Below are 21,092 nucleotides of genomic sequence, written 5' to 3'. Positions count from 1 at the left end.
GCCGATCGTGAGCCCCCTGACGCCGCGCCGCCTGCAGCATGCGCTGGCCCGACGCCGGCGCCGGACCGCTCGGCTCGCCGAGCGGCGGTCGGACCTACTGCCGCACTACGTGTTCGCCGGGCACGGGCGCCGACGTCTGAACGTCACGCTCGTCCTGCGCAGCGCCAAGCGGCCGACGAGCTCGACGTACATCCGGCTGCTGAGCCCCATGTCGCGTCCCGCGTTCGGACGCGTGGGGCTCGACGTCGTCGACCACAAGGACCTGTGGATCTCGCGGCGCTCCGACGTCTGCATCGTCCAGCGGACGGCCTTCGACGACCCGGTGACGGCGCAGCGGTTCGTCGACGAGGCGCGCCGGAGGGAATGCGTCGTCGTGGTCGACAGCGACGACGCATTCTCGACCCTCGATCCCGACCACCCGCAGTACGACCAGCAGATCGCTCGGGCGGGCGTCCTCGAGGACGTCATGCGCCGCGCCGACGAGGTCTGGCTGTCGACCGACGACCTGCTCCGCGCGCACGACCTGCCGAACGCCCGGGTCGTCCGCAACACGCTCGACCTGGCCCTGTGGCGTCCCGCCGACGAGCCTGCCACGGCGCCCGACCCCGACGCCCCGCTCCGCATGCTCTACATGGGCACGACAACGCACGACGGCGACCTCGCGATGCTGGCCCCGGTGCTCGAACGGCTGCACGCCTCACGTCCGGGCGCGTTCGGCGTGGTGATGGTGGGCGTCGCCAAGGGCCTGGTCGAGCGGCCGTGGATGCACGTGGTCAAGCCCCCGAGCAGCTCGTACCACCGGTTCGTGCCGTGGCTGGTCGAGCAGGGCCCGTTCGACGTCGGGCTGTCGCCGCTGCTCGACTCGCCGTTCAATCGCGCCAAGTCCGACATCAAGTGCCTCGACTACCTGGCACTGGGTGCGCGCCCCGTGGTGTCCGACGTCGAGCCCTATCGCGTCGCGGAGCTCGACGGCTTCGTCGATCGCGTGCCCGAGGACCCGCAGGCCTGGCTCGCGACCCTCGAGCGTCTCGTGGACGATCGGGCGCGCCTGCGCCGCGACGCGGTACGAGACCGGCGGGCGGGCCGCGACTACCTGGCCGCGACCCGCTCGGCCGACCTGACGGCGACGATCCTGCGATCGCGCCTCGACGCCCTGGTCGCCGACCGGGGAACCCCCTCACCCAGAACCTGACACCGCTCGAAAGGCATCCCGTGACCCACGTACTCGACGACCTCGAAGCGCGCGGACTCATCGCGCACTCGACCGACCGCGACGCCCTGCGCGCGGAGCTGTCAGCGGGGCCGATCACGTACTACGTGGGCTTCGACCCGACGGCGCCGAGCCTGCACATCGGCAACCTCCTGCAGATCCTGACGGCCCGGCGCCTCCAGCTGGCAGGGCACCGGCCGCTGCTGCTGGTCGGCGGATCGACCGGGCTGATCGGCGACCCCAAGGAGGCCGGCGAGCGGGTCATGAACACCAAGGAGACCGTGGCGGAGTGGGTCGACCGCATCGCGTCGCAGGTCTCGCGCTTCGTCGACGTCGAGGGCGACAACGCGGCCGCGATCGTCAACAACCTCGACTGGACCGCCGGTCTCAGCACGATCGACTTCCTGCGCGACATCGGCAAGCACTTCCCGGTCAACCGGATGCTCGCCCGCGACGTCGTCAGCAGCCGCCTGGAGTCGGGCATCAGCTACACCGAGTTCAGCTACGTGCTGCTGCAGTCGATGGACTTCCTCGAGCTCAACCGCCGGCACGGGTGCGTCCTGCAGACGGGCGGCAGCGACCAGTGGGGCAACATCACCGCGGGTGTCGAGCTGATCCGTCGCGCCGACGGCCGGAAGGCGCACGCCCTGGCGACGCCCCTGATCACCAAGGCCGACGGCACCAAGTTCGGCAAGACCGAGAGCGGCACGGTGTGGCTCGATCCCGAGCTGATGAGCCCCTACGCCTTCTACCAGTCGTGGATGCAGGCCGAGGACGCCAAGGTCGTGGAGTACCTGCGCCAGTTCACCTTCCTGCCGCTGGACGAGATCGACCGGATCGAGGCCGAGCACGCCGAGAAGCCGGGCCTGCGCGGGGCGCAGCGGCGTCTCGCCGCAGAGGTGACGACGATCGTGCACGGCGAGGCCGAGGTGCAGGCCGCCGAGCTGGCGTCCCGTGCGCTGTTCGGGCGCGGTGAGCTCGCCGAGCTGCCCGAGGCGACGCTCGCCGCAGCGCTGCGCGAGGCGGGTGCCGGTGAGCTGAGCACGTCCGACCGTCCGACGATCGTCGACGCCCTGCTCGCCTCCGGGCTGGCCGACAGCCGTTCGGCGGCCCGGCGCACCGTGGGGGAGGGGGGCGCGTACCTGAACAACGAGCGCGTCACCGACCCCGATCTGGTGCTCACGGACGACCTGCTCCTCTACAACACGTGGGCCGTGATCCGCAAAGGCAAACGGTCGGTCTCGGGCGTCTCGATCGGCTGATCCCTGCGATTGCAGGGGGTCGAGCCGCTGTGGCATGGACCACAGGACGGCGATTTGACGAGCGAGGAAACGTCCACGTAATGTTCTTCTTGTTGGACAGCGGGGGGCAAGGCCCCGAAGCTTCCGATCAGCTGAACCGAAACGATCAACGGCACGGTGCTTCACAGCCCCCGGAGACAGATCGCTGAGAACGGAAGCTGAGCATGGTGACCGACCCGGGTTTGACCGGTGAAAACGAGCCGTGTAAGTTGGACGAGTTGCCCTGAAGGTCTGGCTTTTGGTCGGGTCTGAGGTGTGCGTCTGATTCTTGAGAACTCAACAGTGTGCCAAAAGTCGACGAGATTAATTAGTAGTACCCCGTCGAGATCCCGCCGAACAGCCTTTGGGTTGTTCGGAATCTTGATGGTAATCAATTCCGACAATTTATTTGTCAGCAAATAGTTTGTCAGGTTGAACTGAAGTTTGAGTCACGCTTTTGTGGCTTTCAACGGAGAGTTTGATCCTGGCTCAGGACGAACGCTGGCGGCGTGCTTAACACATGCAAGTCGAGCGGTAAGGCCCTTCGGGGTACACGAGCGGCGAACGGGTGAGTAACACGTGAGCAATCTGCCCTTCTCTTTGGAATAACCATTGGAAACGATGGCTAATGCCGAATATGAACCCCCTTCGCATGTTGGGGGTTGGAAAGCTCCGGCGGAGAAGGATGAGCTCGCGGCCTATCAGCTTGTTGGTGAGGTAATGGCTCACCAAGGCATTGACGGGTAGCCGGCCTGAGAGGGTGACCGGCCACACTGGGACTGAGACACGGCCCAGACTCCTACGGGAGGCAGCAGTGGGGAATATTGGACAATGGGCGAAAGCCTGATCCAGCAACGCCGCGTGAGGGATGACGGCCTTCGGGTTGTAAACCTCTTTCAGCAGGGACGAAGCGAGAGTGACGGTACCTGCAGAAGAAGGACCGGCCAACTACGTGCCAGCAGCCGCGGTAATACGTAGGGTCCGAGCGTTGTCCGGAATTATTGGGCGTAAAGGGCTCGTAGGCGGTTTGTCGCGTCGGGAGTGAAAACTCAGGGCTCAACCCTGAGCGTGCTTCCGATACGGGCAGACTAGAGGTATGCAGGGGAGAACGGAATTCCTGGTGTAGCGGTGGAATGCGCAGATATCAGGAGGAACACCGGTGGCGAAGGCGGTTCTCTGGGCATTACCTGACGCTGAGGAGCGAAAGCATGGGGAGCGAACAGGATTAGATACCCTGGTAGTCCATGCCGTAAACGTTGGGCGCTAGGTGTGGGGACCTTCCACGGTTTCCGTGCCGCAGCTAACGCATTAAGCGCCCCGCCTGGGGAGTACGGCCGCAAGGCTAAAACTCAAAGGAATTGACGGGGGCCCGCACAAGCGGCGGAGCATGCTGATTAATTCGATGCAACGCGAAGAACCTTACCTGGGTTTGACATATACCGGAAAGCTGCAGAGATGTAGCCCCCTTTTGGTCGGTATACAGGTGGTGCATGGCTGTCGTCAGCTCGTGTCGTGAGATGTTGGGTTAAGTCCCGCAACGAGCGCAACCCTCGTTCTATGTTGCCAGCACGTAATGGTGGGGACTCATAGGAGACTGCCGGGGTCAACTCGGAGGAAGGTGGGGATGACGTCAAGTCTTCATGCCCCTTATGTCCAGGGCTTCAAGCATGCTACAATGGCCGGTACAAAGGGCTGCGAAACTGTAAGGTGGAGCGAATCCCAAAAAGCCGGTCTCAGTTCGGATTGGGGTCTGCAACTCGACCCCATGAAGTCGGAGTCGCTAGTAATCGCAGATCAGCAACGCTGCGGTGAATACGTTCCCGGGCCTTGTACACACCGCCCGTCACGTCATGAAAGTCGGCAACACCCGAAGCCAGTGGCCCAACCGTTTACGGAGGGAGCTGTCGAAGGTGGGGCTGGCGATTGGGACGAAGTCGTAACAAGGTAGCCGTACCGGAAGGTGCGGCTGGATCACCTCCTTTCTAAGGAGCATCTGGCAGCTGCCCATCGTGGTGGTTGTCCATGAGTCGTTTGTCAGCCGAATGTGTTGACGCGGTCTCAGCTCACTAGTGGATCGTCGATTATTTGGCTTGATGGATGCTTCCAGCGTCAGTACTTCCCTTCGGGGAGTGGAACCTTGCTGGGTGGGTGTTCATTGAATCAGGCACACTGTTGGGTCCTGAGGGATCAGTCCGCGAGGGTTGGTTTCTCGGACCACATATCCCCATGAACCATTCGGGTTCGTTTCCTTTGGGAGGCGGTTCGGGTAGGCGTGGGACTTGTATGTGGGACCGATCGTATTTTGAGAACTTCACAGTGGACGCGAGCATCTTTGTAGTAACAACAAGCTACTAAGTGCACATGGTGGATGCCTTGGCATCGAGAGCCGATGAAGGACGTTGGAGTCTGCGAAAAGCCCCGGGAAGGTGACAACCGACCTGTGATCCGGGGATGTCCGAATGGGGAAACCCACCTGGAGTAAAGTCCAGGTACCTCTGTCTGAACACATAGGGCAGTAGGAGGGAACGTGGGGAAGTGAAACATCTCAGTACCCACAGGAAGAGAAAACAACAGTGATTCCGGTAGTAGTGGCGAGCGAAACTGGAAGAGGCTAAACCTAGACGATGTGATAGCCGGCAGGCGTTGTCGTTTGGGTGTTGTGGGGCCGCATGGCCTGGTCTGCCGACCTGGCAAAGAGTCATAAACCATGAGTGAAGTGAAAGCCGACTGGAAAGTCGCGGCATAGAGGGTGATACCCCCGTACACGTAAGCTCATGGCTCTTTTGCGTTACCCCGAGTAACACCGAACCCCTGAAATTCGGTGTGAATCTGGCGGGACCACCCGTTAAGCCTAAATACTCCTCGATGACCGATAGCGGACTAGTACCGTGAGGGAAAGGTGAAAAGTACCCCGGGAGGGGAGTGAAATAGTACCTGAAACCATGTGCATACAATCCGTTGGAGCTCGTCCTTGTGACGGGTGACAGCGTGCCTTTTGAAGAATGAGCCTGCGAGTTAGCGTTCTGTAGCGAGGTTAAGGCGTTGAGCCGTAGCCGTAGCGAAAGCGAGTCCGAATAGGGCGACCATAGTTGCAGGATCTAGACCCGAAGCGGAGTGATCTATCCATGGCCAGGTTGAAGCGCGGGTAAGACCGCGTGGAGGACCGAACCCACCTAGGTTAAAAACTGGGGGGATGAGCTGTGGATAGGGGTGAAAGGCCAATCAAACTCCGTGATAGCTGGTTCTCCCCGAAATGCATTTAGGTGCAGCGTTGCGTGTTTCTTGTCGGAGGTAGAGCACTGGATGGGCTAGGGGGCCTACAAGCTTACTGAACTCAGCCAAACTCCGAATGCCGATAAGTGAGAGCGCAGCAGTGAGACAGTGGGGGATAAGCTCCATTGTCGAGAGGGAAACAGCCCAGACCATCAGCTAAGGTCCCAAAGCGATAACTAAGTGGAAAAGGATGTGGAGTCGCAGAGACAACCAGGAGGTTGGCTTAGAAGCAGCCACCCTTGAAAGAGTGCGTAATAGCTCACTGGTCAAGTAATTCCGCGCCGACAATTTAGCGGGGCTCAAGTTATCCACCGAAGCTATGGGATTCATGCAATAGCCAGGCCTTCGTGGTCCAGGCGTATGGATCGGTAGGGGAGCGTCGTGTGGCCAGCGAAGCGGCGGAGTGATCCAGCCGTGGAGGCTACACGAGTGAGAATGCAGGCATGAGTAGCGAATGAGGAGTGAGAAACTCCTCCACCGAATGACCAAGGGTTCCAGGGTCAAGCTAATCTTCCCTGGGTAAGTCGGGACCTAAGGCGAGGCCGACAGGCGTAGTCGATGGACAACGGGCTGATATTCCCGTACCGGCATTAGATCGCCCATGCTGAACCCAGAAATGCTAAGTGCCCAAATCTGGCGGGACTCTTCGGAGCGATGCCAGTGCTGCGCATGACCCGATCTGGTAGTAGGCAAGCAATGGTGTGACGCAGGAAGGTAGCTCATCCCGGGCGATGGTTGTCCCGGGCTAAGGATGTAGGGCGAATGATAGGCAAATCCGTCATTCACATAGCCTGAGATCTGATGGGGAGACGTTTTAGTCGAAGTGAGTGATCCTATGCTGCCGAGAAAAGCATCTAGCGAGATCTAGAGCCGCCCGTACCCCAAACCGACTCAGGTGGTCAGGTAGAGAATACTAAGGTGATCGAGTGAACCATGGTTAAGGAACTCGGCAAAATGCCCCCGTAACTTCGGGAGAAGGGGGGCCCGATTCGTTATCACACTTGCTGTGAGAAGCGTTGACGGCCGCAGAGACCAGGCCCAAGCGACTGTTTACTAAAAACACAGGTCCGTGCTAAGTCGAAAGACGCCGTATACGGACTGACTCCTGCCCGGTGCTGGAAGGTTAAGGGGACGTGTCAGCGCAAGCGAAGCACAGAACTTAAGCCCCAGTAAACGGCGGTGGTAACTATAACCATCCTAAGGTAGCGAAATTCCTTGTCGGGTAAGTTCCGACCTGCACGAATGGAGTAACGACTTGGGCGCTGTCTCAACCATGGACTCGGCGAAATTGCACTACGAGTAAAGATGCTCGTTACGCGCGGCAGGACGGAAAGACCCCGGGACCTTTACTATAGTTTGGTATTGGTGTTTGGTTCAGTTTGTGTAGGATAGGTGGGAGACTGTGAAGCATTCACGCCAGTGAGTGTGGAGTCATCGTTGAAATACCACTCTGGCTGTACTAGATATCTAACCTAGGTCCATTATCTGGATCAGGGACAGTGCCTGATGGGTAGTTTAACTGGGGCGGTTGCCTCCTAAAATGTAACGGAGGCGCTCAAAGGTTCCCTCAGCCTGGTTGGCAATCAGGTTTCGAGTGTAAGTGCACAAGGGAGCTTGACTGTGAGAGTGACAGCTCGAGCAGGGACGAAAGTCGGAACTAGTGATCCGGCGCTGGCAAGTGGAAGCGGCGTCGCTCAACGGATAAAAGGTACCCCGGGGATAACAGGCTGATCTTCCCCAAGAGTCCATATCGACGGGATGGTTTGGCACCTCGATGTCGGCTCGTCGCATCCTGGGGCCGTAGCAGGTCCCAAGGGTTGGGCTGTTCGCCCATTAAAGCGGCACGCGAGCTGGGTTTAGAACGTCGTGAGACAGTTCGGTCCCTATCCGCCGCGCGCGTAGGAAACTTGAGAAAATCTGTCCCTAGTACGAGAGGACCGGGATGGACGAACCTCTGGTGTGCCAGTTGTTCTGCCAAGAGCACTGCTGGTTAGCTACGTTCGGAAGCGATAACCGCTGAAAGCATCTAAGCGGGAAGCGTGTTTCAAGATGAGGTTTCCCACTGGTTTACCAGGTAAGGCCCCCAGCAGACCACTGGGTTGATAGGCCGGAGGTGGAAGCACAGCAATGTGTGGAGCCGACCGGTACTAATAGGCCGAGGGCTTGTTTCTTACAAAGTTTGCACTACCGCGTCCACTGTGAGGTTCCCGAGATATGATCGGGAACCACCCCCACCAATACACCCCGGGTTCATCGGAACCACACGGGGCGTGGGGGAAGGTTTAACTGATATCTCCATAGAGTTTCGGCGACCATGGCGAGAGGGAAATACCCGGCAACATTCCGAACCCGGAAGTCAAGCCTCTCAGCGCCGATGGTACTGCACTGGAGACGGTGTGGGAGAGTAGGACGTCGCCGGACAATCATTAGCGCGAGGCCGCCCCCCAGGGGCGGCCTCGCTGCATTTCCCCAGGGAAAACCAGCGTGCCTCATGGCCGGCTCACGACGTCACACGTCGGGGGCCGGCCATTCGTGCGTCCGGGCACGACCGTCGGTGCAAGCTCGGCCGCGCCGTGCCATAGGTTGGGCTGGTGAGTCCCGTCAGCGTCCGTGTGCCCGCCAAGATCAACCTCTGCCTGGGTGTGGGGCCGGTGCGTGATGACGGCTACCACCCGCTCGCGACGGTCTACCAGGCCGTCGACCTGCACGACGAGGTACGGGCCGTCGTGCGGGAGGACGATGCGATCACCGTGACGGTGCACTCCGACGTGGACGCCCGCTCCGAGGTCGCAGTGGTGCCCGTCGACGACGACAACCTCGCGGTCAGGGCGGCCAGGCTCCTGCGCGATCGCACGGGCGTGTCGGCAGGTGTTGACCTCGCGATCCGCAAGGTCATCCCTGTGGCGGGCGGGATGGCGGGCGGCTCGGCCGACGCCGCGGCGTCGCTCGTCGCGTGCAACGAGGCATGGGGCACTGGTCTGGCGAGACCTGCGCTGGAGGTCTTGGCCGGCCAGCTCGGCAGCGACGTCCCGTTCCTGCTGCACGGCGGCAACGCCGTCGGGGGAGGACGCGGAGAGACCGTGAGCCCCGTGCTGGCGAGGGGTTCGTACCACTGGGTGTTCGCGATGGCCCACGAAGGACTGTCGACCAAGGCGGTCTTCGCCGAGTTCGACCGGATCAACGAGGGACGCACCGTGGCCGAGCCCGCTGTCCCCGATGCCCTGCTGGCGGCGCTGCGGGCCGGCGATGCCGAGGCTCTGGGTGATGCGCTGTCGAACGACCTGACCGAGGCGGCCCTGTCGTTGCGGCCCGAGCTCGAGGACACCCTCAGCATCGGGATCGAGGCGGGAGCGCTCGGAGCCATCTTGTCGGGCTCGGGTCCGACGGCGCTGTTCCTCGCGTCGGACGAGCAGCACAGTCTCGACATCGCGTTCGCGCTCACCAGCGCGGCGGGCTGCGCCGACGTGGTGCAGTCGCGCGGACCCGTGCCCGGCGCGCGGCTGATCTGAGCCGCGTCAGCCCTCGAGCAGCTCGGTGAGCTCGAGCCAGCGCTCCTCGAGACCGCTGACGGTAGCTGCGAGCTCGTCGGCCTCCTTCGAGCGGGCGAGCAGGCCGGGGACATCGGACGGGTCGTGCGTCGCGAGCTCGGCGTGCAGCTCGTCGATGCGTGCGGTCTGCTTGGCGATCCTGCGCTCGAGCGAGCCGACCTCCTTGCGGGTCGTGCGCTCCTCGGCGCTCGACAGGCGTGAGACCTTGACGTGGCCGGCGGTGGACGGATTGGTGGCCGCGGGGGAGTCCTGCTGACGGCGCAGCTCGAGGTACTGGTCGACGCCGCCCGGCAGGTGCCGGAAACGGCCGTCGAGGATCGCGTACTGCTGGTCGGTGATGCGCTCGAGCAGGTACCGGTCGTGCGAGACGACCAGCAGGGTGCCGGGCCACGAGTCGAGGAGATCCTCCATCGCGGCCAGCATGTCGGTGTCGAGGTCGTTGGTCGGCTCGTCGAGCACCAGGACGTTCGGCTCGTCGAGCAGGATCAGCAGCAGCTGCAGGCGTCGCTTCTGGCCACCCGACAGGTCGCGGACCGGCGTCGACATCTGGGCGCTCGAGAAGCCGAGACGCTCGAGCAGCTGTGACGGCGTCATCTCCTTGCCGCCCGACACGTAGGCCGTGCGCTGACGACCGACGACGTCGCTGACGCGGTCGGCGCCGACGTCCTTGAGCTCGTCGAGCTCCTGCGTCAGCGTGACGACCTTGACGGTCTTGCCCTTCTTGACCCGCCCGGAGGTCGGCTCGACCTTGCCGGTCACGAGGCCCAGGAGCGTCGACTTGCCGGCACCGTTGGCGCCGAGGATGCCGGTGCGCTCGCCCGGTCCGATGCGCCACTCGATCTGCTTGAGCACGTCGTTGGGGGCCGTCTCCGACCCCGTGGCGGGGTACGACACCGACACGTCGAGGATGTCGACGACGTCCTTGCCGAGGCGCGACGTGGCCATCTGCTTGAGCTGGATGGGGTCGCGGGCCGGCGGCTCGTCGGCGATCAGCTCGTTGGCCGCGTCGATGCGGAACTTGGGCTTCGACGTGCGGGCCGGCGCGCCGCGGCGCAGCCACGCGAGCTCCTTGCGCATGAGGTTCTGGCGCTTCGACTCGGTGGCGGACGCGTGACGGTCGCGCTCGACGCGCTGCAGGACGTAGGCCGCGTAACCGCCCTCGAAGGGCTCGACGATCCCGTCGTGGACCTCCCACGTCGCGGTGCACACCTCGTCGAGGAACCACCGGTCGTGCGTCACGACGAGGAGCCCTCCGGCATTGGAGGACCACCGCTTCTTCAGGTGCCCCGCGAGCCACGTGATGCCCTCGACGTCGAGGTGGTTGGTCGGCTCGTCGAGGAACAGGACGTCGTCGTCGCCGACCAGCAGGCGGGCCAGCGCGACCCGGCGGCGCTGACCGCCCGAGAGCGTCCCGACCGTGGCGTCCCACGCGATGTCGGAGACCAGACCCGCGATGACGTCGCGGACCTTCGCGTCGCCGGCCCACTCGTAGTCCTGCATGTCGCCGACGATCGCGCGTCCGACGGTCCCGGCCTGGTCGAGCACGTCGGTCTGGTCGAGCATCCCGATCGTGACGCCGCCACGGGTCGTGACGCGTCCGGAGTCCGGCTGGAGCGTCCCGGCGAAGATGCGCAGCAGGGTCGACTTGCCGTCGCCGTTGCGACCGACGATGCCGATGCGGTCACCCTCGTCGATGCCGATCGTCACCGACTCGAAGACGGTCTTGGTCGGGAAGTCGAGCGCGATCTGTTCCACGCCGAGGAGATGTGCCACTGCACGAGTCTAGGGGCGGGCCCTCAGGCGTCGAACGGGCGGGACAGGATGCGCAGGGCGGCGGCGAGGTCGGCGGCACGGTCGGCCGGCAGGCCCGCGAGCAGATCACGCTCGCGGGAGATCAGGGCGTCGAGGGCCCCGTCGACGGCGCGCCGCCCCGACGGCGTCAGCCGCACCTGGACGCCGCGTCGGTCGGCGGGATCGGGCAGGCGCTCGACGAGCCCCTTCGTGACGAGACGGTCGACCCGGTTCGTCATGGTGCCGCTGGTCACGAGGGTCTCCTGCACGAGCTGACCGGGGGAGAGCTGGTACGGCTCCCCGGAGCGGCGCAGCGCCGAGAGGACGTCGAACTCGGACGGCTCGAGCCCGTGGCCCGCGAAGGCCTCCTTGCGGGCCCGGTCGAGGTGCAGGGCGAGTCGCGAGACCCGGCTGAGGACGTGCATCGGCGTGACGTCCATGTCGGGACGTTCGCGCTGCCAGGCGGCGATGAGCCGGTCGACGTCGTCCTCCATGCCGACAGACTACCAAGGCTCGTCAAGATTCTTGATGTCGAGATTCTTGACCGCGGCGCCCACGACGCCGTGCGGCGTCGGTCGATCGGGACGACGATGGGACCATGACCGAACTCGAGGGGGCCCGCGTGCTCGTGCTCGGCGCGACCGGGGGCCTGGGTGCTCCCGTCGTGCGTCGTCTCGTGGCCGCAGGCGCCGACGTGTGGCTGTCCGCCCGGTCCGGCGACCGTCTGGCCGCGCTGGCCGACGAGCTGGGGTCGTCGGTGCTGGGCACCACGGCCGTGGACCTCCGCCTGCCGGGCGGTCCCGACGAGGTCGTCGGCGCCGCCGTGGAGGGTGGGCCCCTGACGGGGGTGGTGCTCGCAGCCGGCGTCGTGGCCTTCGGTGACGTGGTCGACCTCGAGGACGACGTGCTGGACGACCTGCTGCTGCTGAACCTGATCGGGCCGATCCGGGTCGTGCGCGCGGTCACGCCGCATCTGGCCGAGGGCGGGTTCGTGGTGCAGGTCAGCGCCGTCGTGGCCGAGCGGCCGATGCCGGGGATGGCCGCCTACAGCGCCAGCAAGGCCGGGCTCACGGCATTCGGTGCGGCGGTCGCGAGCGAGCTGCGTCGGCGGAAGGTCAGGCTGCTCGACGTGCGGCCCCCGCACACCGAGACGGGGCTGGCCGATCGTCCGCTCGCCGGCACCGCCCCGCGCATGAAGACCGGGCTCGACCCGGACGCCGTCGCCGCCCGCATCGTCCGGGCCGTCACCGACGGCGAGAAGGTGCTCGGCTCGGACGCGTTCACGCCGTAGCGGGATCACGTACGGCAGGCCCGCGAACGTCCTGGGGGTCGGACGGAACCGCCGCCGCGGCCCGGGCCACGGCGGTACGGTCATGAGATGTCCCTCGATGACGCGGCCCTCGTCGCCGCCGGTCCCACACGCCTCGCCGAGCTGATGCGCGCCGGCGACCTGACGTCACGACGCCTCACGGAGGCAACCGTGGCCGCGATCGAGGCGGCGGAGCCCGCGATCAACGCGACCGTCGCGGTCCTGGCCGAGGAGGCGCTCGAGGCCGCCGACGACGCCGACCGCCGGCGTGCGGCGGGGGAGTCGGGCCCATTGCTCGGCATCCCCGTCGCGGTCAAGGACGACCTGGACATCCGTGGTCACGTGACGGGCCGGGGCAGCCGAGGGGCCACGGCGGTGGCGACCGCCGATGCCGACCTCGTCGCCGCGATGCGCGCCGCCGGCATGGTCGTGGTGGCCAAGACGACGCTGCCGGAGCTGGCCATCACGGGGTTCACCGAGTCCGAGCTGACCGGCGTCACCCGCAACCCCCACCACCCGGGCCACACGCCCGGTGGGTCGTCGGGCGGCTCGGCGGCCCTCGTCGCCGCGGGAGCCGTCGGCCTCGCGACGGCGTCCGACGGCGCGGGCTCGATCCGCATCCCGGCCGCGTGCTGCGGGCTGGTGGGCTTCAAGCCGACTCAAGGCACCATGCCGAGCTCGGGCGGGTGGCACGACCTCTCGACGCAGGGGTGTCTGGCCGCCCGGGTCGTCGACAGCGCCGTGTTCCTGGACGCGTTCGGGAGCTTCGGGACGTCCCTCGTCGAGGCGGCGTCCGCCGACCCGGCCCCGCTGCGGATCGGCGTCTCGTTCAGTGCCGCGGCCGCGACCAAGGCGGCACCCCTCGACCCGCGGGTGCGGCAGCAGGTCGAGCGCGCCGCGACGTTCCTGCGCGACGCGGGACACGCCGTGACCGAGGTCGACATCCCGTACCCCGTGGCGGCCAAGGCGCTGACCGCGCGCTACCTCGGCGGCATCGCGCAGGCCGCCGCCGACCTCGACGACCCGCAGGCGGTCGAGGCCAGGACGCGGTCGATCGCCCGGCTCGGCCGTCCCTTCGGGCGACGCGCCGTCGCGTGGTCGCGACGGCAGGGTGCGACGTGGGGCGGGTCGGTGCACGACGTCCTGGACGTCGACGTGCTGCTGACGCCGGTCATGAGCGGTCCGGCGATCCCGGTCGAGCACTGGAAGGGACGGGGCGGGCTGTCGACGGTGCTCGCGATGAACGCGTTCTACCCGTACACCGCGCAGTGGAACCACGCGGGCGTCCCGGCGGTGTCGATGCCGTCGGGGTCGACCGAGGACGGGCTGCCGCTCGCGATCCAGCTCGTCGCGCGCCGCGGCGACGACGCGCGACTCATGGCCCTGGCGGGCCAGTGGGAGCGACGGCCGGTGTCATGACGTCAAGTATCTTGACATCAAGATATATGCGTCGTACCGTCGGGGCATGACGAACTGGGACCCCCACCGCTACCTGCGATACGCCGACGAGCGGTCGCGGCCGTTCGTCGAGCTCGTCGCCCGCATCGAGGGCGAGCCCCGCTCGATCGTCGACCTCGGCTGCGGCCCCGGCCACCTCTCGGCCGTCCTGCGGGCCCGCTGGCCCGAGGCGACGATCGTCGGCGTCGACTCGTCGCCCGAGATGATCGAGCGGGCCCGGGCCGACGACACCGACGCCCGGACGTCGTACGAGCTGGCCGACGTCGCGACGTGGCAGCCCGACGGCCCGGTCGACCTGATCGTCTCGAACGCCCTGTTCCAGTGGGTGCCCGATCAGCTGACCGTCATCGAGCGCCTCGCGGCCCACGTCGCTCCGGGTGGGACGTTCGCCCTGCAGACCCCCAACAACTACGGCGGGCCGAGCCACCGGCTGCTGTCCGAGATCGCCTCGCAGCCGCCGTACCGCGACCTGACCGAGGGCCTGCACGACGACCGCGGCACGCCGCCCGCGGCCTACCTCGACCTGTTCAGCCGTCTCGGCTGGGCGACGGACGTGTGGGAGACCACCTACCTGCACGTGCTGCCCGGGGAGGACCCGGTCCTCGACTGGATCTTCGGCACGGGAGCCCGGCCGGTGCTGGCCGCCCTGCCCGATCCGCTGCGCGAGGCGTTCGTCGAGGAGTACCGCGCGGCGCTGCGGGCCGCCTATCCGGCGCAGCCCTGGGGCACCGTCATGCCGTTCGCCCGCGTCTTCGCCGCCGCCCGCCGGACGGACTGACTCCGGTACGCTGGGCGGGCTGTCCCGGGTCGGCCCGCCGACCCCCGACGGTTGTTCCCCGGTTGGTCTGCCGGCAGGGCCCGCCGCACTTTGAATGCGGACAAGCGACGTAGGTTCGACTCCTACCCGGGGAGCCACGCCACCGCTCCGCGCCCGCGCGGACCCCCGCCGTCGACCGAGGAGCCCTGTGACCACGAGCCCGCACTCCACCGACGCCACCGCCGTCACCGCGATCGTGCTGGCGGCCGGTGCCGGCACCCGGATGCGCTCGCAGCGCGCGAAGGTCCTGCACGAGATCGCCGGCCGCAGCATGCTCGGCCACGCCCTCGCCGCCGTCGCGGGGGCAGGCGTCCACACGACCGTCGCGGTCGTCGGGCACGACCGCGACCAGGTGTCGGCCGCGATCGCCGAGCACGATCCCGCGATCGTCCTGGCCGTCCAGCACGAGCAGAACGGGACGGGCCACGCCGTCCGCGTCGCGCTCGAGGCGCTGGGCGCGCCCGTCACGGGCACCGTCGTCGTCACCTACGGCGACGTGCCGCTGCTGACGTCGCAGACCCTCGCCGAGCTGGTCGTCGGCCACCGCGCCGCCGGGCGGGCCGTCACGATCCTGTCGTCCGAGGTGGCCGACCCCACGGGGTACGGGCGCATCGTGCGCGACCGCGACGGCTCGGTCCTGGCGATCCGCGAGCACCGCGACGCGTCCGACGACGAGCTCGCGATCCGTGAGATCAACAGCGGCATCCTGGTCGTCGACGGACCGTTCCTCGACCACGCCGTCGCCCGGCTGAGGTCCGACAACTCCCAGGGCGAGCTGTACCTCACCGACATCGTCGGCACCGCCGTCGCCGAGGGACGGCCCGTCGGGGCGCACGTGCTCGAGGACGTCTGGCAGACCGAGGGCGTCAACGACCGCGTCCAGCTGGCCCGGCTGGGCCACGAGCTCAACCGGCGCATCACCCGGCACTGGATGGCCGAGGGCGTCACGATCGTCGACCCCGCCACCACGTGGATCGACTCCGCCGTCACGCTGGCGCCCGACGTCACCCTCCTGCCCGGCACGCAGCTGCTGGGCGCGACCGAGGTCGGCGAGGGCGCGACGATCGGTCCCGACACGACGCTGCGCAACGTCGAGGTCGGGGCGGGGGCCACGGTCGAGCGCACCCACGGGTCCGACGCGGTGATCGGCGTCGACGCCACGGTGGGCCCGTTCGCGTACCTGCGGCCCGGCGCCGAGCTGGGCGAGGGCGGCAAGATCGGCACGTTCGTCGAGGTGAAGAACAGCTCGATCGGCCCCGGAGCCAAGGTGCCGCACCTGTCGTACGTCGGGGACGCCGACATCGGTGAGGGCGCCAACATCGGTGCCGGCACGATCTTCGCCAACTACGACGGCGTCCACAAGAACCGGTCGACGATCGGCCGGCACGCCAAGACCAGCTCCAACAACACGTTCGTGGCCCCCGTGACGGTCGGCGACGGCGCCTTCACGGGAGCGGGCGCGACGATCCGCGAGGACGTCCCGCCGGGGGCGCTGGCGGTCAGCGCGGGCCGACAGAGGAACATGGGGGGCTGGGTCGCCAGCAAGCGTCCGGGCACCCCGTCAGACCAAGCCGCGCGCGAGGCCGACAGCGCAACGACCATGGAGGACTCCGGTGAGTAGCCTTTCCCGCCGCACCCCGACCCGCAACCTGCTGCTCTTCTCGGGACGGGCGCACCCCACGCTGGCCCAGGAGGTCGCCGACCTGCTCGAGATCGAGGTCGTCCCGACGACGGCCTACGACTTCGCGAACGGCGAGATCTACGTGCGCTTCGACGAGTCGGTCCGCGGCTGCGACGCCTTCGTGCTGCAGAGCCACGCCGCGCCGATCAACGAGGCGATCATGGAGCAGCTCATCATGATCGACGCCCTCAAGCGGGCCTCGGCCAAGCGCATCACCGTGATCCTGCCGTTCTACGGCTACGCCCGCCAGGACAAGAAGCACCTGGGCCGCGAGCCGATCTCGGCCCGTCTGATGGCCGACCTGTTCCTGACCGCCGGCGCCGACCGGCTCATGACGGTCGACCTGCACACGGCGCAGATCCAGGGATTCTTCGACGGGCCGGTCGACCACCTGCTCGCGATGCCGATCCTGACGCGTCACGTCAAGAAGCACTACGGCAACAAGGACCTCGCGGTGGTCTCGCCCGACGCCGGACGCATCAAGGTCGCCGAGCAGTGGGCCGCCGCGCTCGGTGGGGCGCCGCTGGCGTTCATCCACAAGACCCGTGACCCGCGCCGCCCGAACGAGTCGAAGGCCAACCGGGTCGTCGGTGACGTCACGGGGCGCGTGTGCATCCTGGTCGACGACCTCATCGACACCGGCGGGACGATCGTCCAGGCCGCCGAGGCCCTGATGGCCGACGGCGCCGAGGACGTCGTGATCGCGGCGACGCACGCGGTGTTCTCGGGCCCCGCCGTCGACCGGCTCAAGAACTCGACGGCCCGCGAGGTCATCGTGACCAACACGCTGCCGATCGCCGACGACAAGCGGTTCGACAAGCTCACCGTGCTCTCGATCGCCCCGCTGCTGGCGCAGGCGTCCGCCGCGGTCTTCGAAGAAGGAAGCGTCACCAGCCTGTTCAAGTCCTGAGGCCGAGCGAGCTCTGCGAGCGAGCGCCGAAGGAGGCTAGCGGAGCGTGAGCGCCGCGCGGCGCAGCCGCCCGCAGCGAAGCCTCCCGGGCGGGCGATCAGGCCGACCCGCCCCGCGGGGAACCCGAGCGGACGACCTAGGCGACCGGAGCGGGCGCGGTGCTGGTCGTCGGCGCCGGAGTCGTCGGCGCGGTGGTCGTCGGTGCCGGAGTGGTCGGCGCGGGAGTGGTCGGCGCGGGAGTGGTCGGCGCCGGGGTTGTCGGCGCGGTGGTCGTGGGCGTCACGGGATCGGGCTCGCGCTGGAGCGTGATGCGTCCGAGGCTCAGGTCCTGGTTGTTGAACAGCGTGAGGACCGACGACGTCCACGCCTGGTACGTGTGGCCCTGGATGGTGCTGTACGGGAACACCACGACCGTGACGCCACCCTGCTGACGAGCCGTCCCGCCGATCGCGAAGGTTCCGTCCTGGTTGGTCGGTCGTTCGTCGAGGACCCGGCCCTGCGCGTCGGTCATCCGCACGCTGATGTTGGGGATGCCGACACCGTTCTTGTCGACGGCCTGGCCGGTGAACGTGCCACCGCGGGTGCCGAGGTCGATCGTGACGTTGCGCTTGCCGCCGGCGCGGACCGAGCCGATGGTGAACGAGCCGCCGAAGTAGCCGTTGGTGTCGGGCACCTGGAGGCGGTACGGACCGGGCGTGAGGCCGCGCAGCGAGATGTTGCCGGCCGAGACCTTCTTGACCCAGTACTCGCCCGACTTCTTGTTGACCGCCGTGACGTAGGTGACGCCCCGCGCCCGTGCGCCGCCGAGCGTCAGGAAGCCGCGGATCGCGCCGGGCTTGGTCGTCAGGTTGAACGAGGCCTGGCGGAACGTCCGCAGCTTGACCGAGCGGATCAGCTTGCTCTTGCCCACGCGGCGGTTGCGCGCGTCGTAGGCGAAGACCCGGTAGTCGTCCTTGGCGAGACCGCCGAGCGCGTACTCGCCCTTCTTGTTGGCGTCGACCTCGATGACCTGGCCGCCGTTGCTGACCGCGCGGATGTGCGCCTTGGCCGCCCGCTTGCCCCGGACCTTGACGACGCCGCCGATCGCCCCGCCGCGCTTCATGCGGACGTTCTTCTGGACGGGACCCGATCCGACGCGGACCCGCACGTCGAGACGGGCCGCGTACGCCTTGGTGTTGTAGGCGGGACGGCCGTCGACGAACTGCAGGTGGTAGTTGCCGGGACCGGGCGGCACGAGCTGGTAGATGCCGTTGCCCCTGACCTTGACGCGCTTGAGGTAGGTCCAGTTGGCGTCGAACAGCAGCACCCGCACGGTGCTGACGGGCGACCCGGTCGAGGCGTCGGTGACGCGGCCGTAGACCTGGGGGCCGGCGGCCTGCGCAGGCGTCGAGACCCCCACGAGTGCGCCGACCGTCACGAGGACGGACAGCAGTGCGGCCACGAGCGGGCGACGTCGAGCGAGCATGGGTGTGGATCTCCGTCCGGGACGGTGCCGCGGGGTTCCGACACGCGATCATTTTAGCCGCGATCGGTGTCAACCACGGGCGATCCCGGCCCTCGTGTCCTGCGTCACCCCGCACCGATCGGGGAGCCCGTGCCCGGTGCGGGAGATACCATGCGACGAGTGGATCGTAGAGCCGTCCCGAACCGGCGTCGCGAGGTGGAGGAAGGTGTCGATCGCATGTCCGAAGCGCGTGGAGGGCTCCGTCGGCCGTTGCTGGTCGTCGTCCCCGTCCTCCTGTTCGTCGTGGTGTTCATCGGCGCCCGCATGATCGGTGGCGGCCCCCCGGGCAACCCGTTCGTCGACCGGCCGCCCCTCGTCGTCGCCGACACCGCGGCAGCCGGCGCGGCGGCCAGCGCGTCCGGCGGCGACCGAGACCTGCTCGACCGTCTGTCGAAGGTGCCGCAGGGCACGTGGCTGACGCCCGAGGCCTTCCCGGTCGGCCAGGTCGGCGCGCGGGTCTCCAAGGTCGCGGCGCAGGCCGAGGTCGAGAAGCGCACGCCGGTGTTCGTCGTCTACGGCATCACCGACCGCGACTGCAGCGGCGAGGAGTCCAGCGGCGGCCTGCCCGCCGACCAGTACCCGACGTGGGTGGCCGAGATCGCGTCCGCGATGGGCTCGGACGCCGCCGTCGTCGTCGAGCCCGACGCGCTGGCCACGGCTGCCGAGTGCGGCCAGGGCGAGCAGCGCGCGACCCTGCTGCGCGACGCCGTGACGGTGCTGGCCGACCGGGGCGCCGTGGTGTACCTCGACGCCGGCCACGCGAGCTGGACCGACCCGCAGGTCATGGCGGGCCTGCTGCGGGACGCCGGGGTCGAGAAGGCGCGGGGGTTCTCGACGAACGTCTCGGGCTACGAGTCGGACGCCGACGAGCGGACCTACGCCGAGACCATCAGCACCGCGCTGGACGGTGCGCACTACGTCACCGACACCGGGCGCAACGGTGCCGGGTCGAACGGCGAGTGGTGCAATCCGGAGGGCCGGGCCCTCGGTCGCGAACCCGCCGCGAGCACCGACGGCGCGCTCGACGCCTACCTGTGGATCAAGCCCCCGGGCGAGAGCGACGGCACGTGCGGCGGGGGCCCTCCGGCGGGTCAGTTCTGGACCGAGCGCGCTCTGGCGATGGCGCGCGCCGCGGGGTGGTGAGACATGCGTCTCGTCACGGTTCTCCGCGTTGACTCCGCTCGTCCCCGCGGACCACTAGGATCGGGGTCATGATTGAGGGAGGCGAGCCCAAGCTCGCGGTCATCATCGAAGACGATGCCGATGTGCGGCACCTGCTGAAGACGGTGCTGACGCAGAGCGGGTTCCAGACGATCCTCACGACCAACGGCGCCGATGGCATCGAGGCCGTGCGCACGCACGACCCGATCCTCACGACGCTCGACGTCTCGATGCCCGGCATGGACGGGTTCGCCGCCGCCAAGCGCATCCGCGAGTTCAGCACGACGTACATCGTGATGCTGACGGCGCTGGCCGACGAGATCGACATCGTGCAGGGCCTCGACTCGGGCGCCGACGACTACCTGCTCAAGCCGTTCCGCCCGCGCGAGCTGCGCGCGCGCATCGAGACGATGCTGCGCCGGCCCCGTGACCGCGCCGGCGTCGGGTCGAGCGCGCCGTCTCCGTCGCCGGCGGCGGCTTCCGCCGCTCCCGCCCGTGCCGCCGAACCGGCCTTCGAGCAGGCACCCGAGCCGTTCGCCCAGCCTGCCCAGCAGGCCCCGCCCACCGTGCCCTTCCCGGTCGTCGAGCACCCTCCGGTCGCTCCCGCCGAGCCGGCGCCCACCTACGCGCCACCACCGGCCCCGCCCGTCTACGCGCCGGTCCCGACGCCGCAGCACCAGGCGCCGCAGCACCCTCCGGCTCCCGACCGGCCCTACCGCCAGCCCGTCCAGGAGCCCATGTCCGTGGCCCCGGCACCGTCGGCCGACGGATGGCTCGAGCACCGCGGCCTGCAGCTCAACACGCAGACGCGCCTGGTGCAGGTCGACGCCCGTGGCGTCGAGCTGACGCGCAGCGAGTTCGACCTCCTCGCGACGCTGATGGGCTCGGGTCGCCGGGTGCGCAGCAAGGCCGATCTGGTGCTGGCGCTGCGCGGCGAGACCTACGTGACGACGTACTACGTCAACGACGCCGACAAGCGGGCCGTCGAGGTGCACATGGCGAACCTGCGGCGCAAGATCGGCGACTCCTCGGCGACGCCGCGCTTCATCGAGACGGTCCGGGGCGTGGGCTACCGGCTGGCGTCCGACCGCGAGGTCGGCTGACCCCGACCGCCCGACGACACGCCAGAGGCCCCAGCCGAACCGGCTGG

The 21,092-nt window shown here is 67.5% G+C and carries 13 protein-coding genes, 1 tRNA gene and 3 rRNA genes; 14 read left to right on the top strand and 3 right to left on the bottom strand.

The window, feature by feature from the left end; all coding sequences use genetic code 11:
* Positions 1-7 precede the first annotated feature (7 nt).
* The 6 genes from IFT73_RS19020 (at position 8) to IFT73_RS11985 (ending at position 9,272) form a co-directional block, all read left to right on the top strand.
* Positions 8-1,192 (top strand): hypothetical protein, encoded by a 1,185-nt coding sequence (locus tag IFT73_RS19020; RefSeq protein WP_244633412.1) that lies wholly within the window; start codon positions 8-10, stop codon positions 1,190-1,192.
* A gap of 20 nt (positions 1,193-1,212) precedes the next feature.
* Positions 1,213-2,472 (top strand): tyrosine--tRNA ligase, encoded by a 1,260-nt coding sequence (gene tyrS, locus IFT73_RS19015; RefSeq protein ID WP_371811255.1) that lies wholly within the window; start codon positions 1,213-1,215, stop codon positions 2,470-2,472.
* Positions 2,473-2,956: 484 nt separating this feature from the next.
* Positions 2,957-4,472, top strand: a 16S ribosomal RNA gene (locus tag IFT73_RS12000).
* Positions 4,473-4,831: 359 nt separating this feature from the next.
* Positions 4,832-7,934 (top strand): 23S ribosomal RNA (locus tag IFT73_RS11995).
* 133 nt (positions 7,935-8,067) lie between these two features.
* A 5S ribosomal RNA gene (gene rrf / locus IFT73_RS11990) occupies positions 8,068-8,184 on the top strand.
* The 16S, 23S and 5S rRNA genes sit together here, the layout of an rRNA operon.
* A 170-nt stretch (positions 8,185-8,354) precedes the next feature.
* Positions 8,355-9,272 carry a 4-(cytidine 5'-diphospho)-2-C-methyl-D-erythritol kinase gene (locus IFT73_RS11985; protein WP_371811254.1) on the top strand — a complete coding sequence of 306 codons (918 nt, stop codon included), beginning with the start codon at positions 8,355-8,357 and terminating at the stop codon, positions 9,270-9,272.
* 6 nt (positions 9,273-9,278) lie between these two features.
* On the opposite strand, the gene IFT73_RS11980 is transcribed toward IFT73_RS11985, so the two are convergent.
* Both IFT73_RS11980 and IFT73_RS11975 read right to left on the bottom strand, forming a co-directional pair.
* A complete protein-coding gene (locus IFT73_RS11980; protein ID WP_192167837.1) occupies positions 9,279-11,084 on the bottom strand; it encodes an ABC-F family ATP-binding cassette domain-containing protein in 1,806 nt (601 codons plus the stop codon).
* 23 nt (positions 11,085-11,107) lie between these two features.
* Positions 11,108-11,596: a MarR family winged helix-turn-helix transcriptional regulator gene (locus IFT73_RS11975; RefSeq protein WP_192167836.1), complete on the bottom strand. Its 489-nt coding sequence runs from the start codon at positions 11,594-11,596 to the stop codon at positions 11,108-11,110.
* Positions 11,597-11,700: 104 nt separating this feature from the next.
* Here IFT73_RS11975 and IFT73_RS11970 point away from each other — a divergent pair, with 104 nt between their 5' ends.
* From IFT73_RS11970 to IFT73_RS11945, 6 genes are all read left to right on the top strand, one after another.
* Positions 11,701-12,393, top strand: a complete 693-nt coding sequence (locus tag IFT73_RS11970; protein ID WP_192167835.1) for an SDR family oxidoreductase — start codon at positions 11,701-11,703, stop codon at positions 12,391-12,393.
* Between the two features lie 87 nt (positions 12,394-12,480).
* The gene (locus IFT73_RS11965; RefSeq protein WP_192167834.1) at positions 12,481-13,830 is read left to right on the top strand and encodes an amidase; all 1,350 of its coding nucleotides are present in this window, start codon (positions 12,481-12,483) and stop codon (positions 13,828-13,830) included.
* Positions 13,831-13,876: 46 nt separating this feature from the next.
* A complete protein-coding gene (locus tag IFT73_RS11960; protein ID WP_192167833.1) occupies positions 13,877-14,647 on the top strand; it encodes a methyltransferase domain-containing protein in 771 nt (256 codons plus the stop codon).
* Between the two features lie 55 nt (positions 14,648-14,702).
* A tRNA-Gln gene (locus IFT73_RS11955) sits at positions 14,703-14,784 on the top strand.
* 50 nt (positions 14,785-14,834) lie between these two features.
* Positions 14,835-16,307 carry a bifunctional UDP-N-acetylglucosamine diphosphorylase/glucosamine-1-phosphate N-acetyltransferase GlmU gene (gene glmU / locus IFT73_RS11950; protein ID WP_371811253.1) on the top strand — a complete coding sequence of 491 codons (1,473 nt, stop codon included), beginning with the start codon at positions 14,835-14,837 and terminating at the stop codon, positions 16,305-16,307.
* The gene (locus IFT73_RS11945; protein WP_056610633.1) at positions 16,300-17,277 is read left to right on the top strand and encodes a ribose-phosphate diphosphokinase; all 978 of its coding nucleotides are present in this window, start codon (positions 16,300-16,302) and stop codon (positions 17,275-17,277) included. Before glmU ends, IFT73_RS11945 begins: the two co-directional genes overlap by 8 nt.
* A gap of 136 nt (positions 17,278-17,413) precedes the next feature.
* On the opposite strand, the gene IFT73_RS11940 is transcribed toward IFT73_RS11945, so the two are convergent.
* Positions 17,414-18,742, bottom strand: coding sequence for a collagen binding domain-containing protein (locus IFT73_RS11940; protein ID WP_192167832.1), 1,329 nt, complete (start codon positions 18,740-18,742; stop codon positions 17,414-17,416).
* 216 nt (positions 18,743-18,958) lie between these two features.
* On the opposite strand from IFT73_RS11940, the gene IFT73_RS11935 reads away from it, so the two are divergent.
* Both IFT73_RS11935 and IFT73_RS11930 read left to right on the top strand, forming a co-directional pair.
* Positions 18,959-19,924, top strand: a complete 966-nt coding sequence (locus IFT73_RS11935) for a glycoside hydrolase family 6 protein (protein WP_197984149.1) — start codon at positions 18,959-18,961, stop codon at positions 19,922-19,924.
* A gap of 68 nt (positions 19,925-19,992) precedes the next feature.
* Complete coding sequence (locus IFT73_RS11930) at positions 19,993-21,045, top strand: response regulator transcription factor (RefSeq protein ID WP_192167830.1); 1,053 nt, start codon at positions 19,993-19,995, stop codon at positions 21,043-21,045.
* The last annotated feature ends 47 nt before the right edge of the window (positions 21,046-21,092 follow it).

Source organism: Aeromicrobium sp. CFBP 8757 (assembly GCF_014841755.1).
Classification (GTDB): Bacteria; Actinomycetota; Actinomycetes; order Propionibacteriales; family Nocardioidaceae; genus Aeromicrobium.
Note: the sequence above shows the minus strand (reverse complement) of the source record. Positions and strands in the feature narration are given on the sequence as shown.

Bases quoted from the DNA above. Each gene is read 5' to 3' on its own strand.
- IFT73_RS11975 (WP_192167836.1), bottom strand. From the start codon at position 11,596: ATGGAGGACGACGTCGACCGGCTCATCGCCGCCTGGCAGCGCGAACGT.
- IFT73_RS11970 (WP_192167835.1), top strand. From the start codon at position 11,701: ATGACCGAACTCGAGGGGGCCCGCGTGCTCGTGCTCGGCGCGACCGGG.
- IFT73_RS11965 (WP_192167834.1), top strand. From the start codon at position 12,481: ATGTCCCTCGATGACGCGGCCCTCGTCGCCGCCGGTCCCACACGCCTC.
- IFT73_RS11960 (WP_192167833.1), top strand. From the start codon at position 13,877: ATGACGAACTGGGACCCCCACCGCTACCTGCGATACGCCGACGAGCGG.
- IFT73_RS11940 (WP_192167832.1), bottom strand. From the start codon at position 18,742: ATGCTCGCTCGACGTCGCCCGCTCGTGGCCGCACTGCTGTCCGTCCTC.
- IFT73_RS11935 (WP_197984149.1), top strand. From the start codon at position 18,959: ATGTCCGAAGCGCGTGGAGGGCTCCGTCGGCCGTTGCTGGTCGTCGTC.
- IFT73_RS11930 (WP_192167830.1), top strand. From the start codon at position 19,993: ATGATTGAGGGAGGCGAGCCCAAGCTCGCGGTCATCATCGAAGACGAT.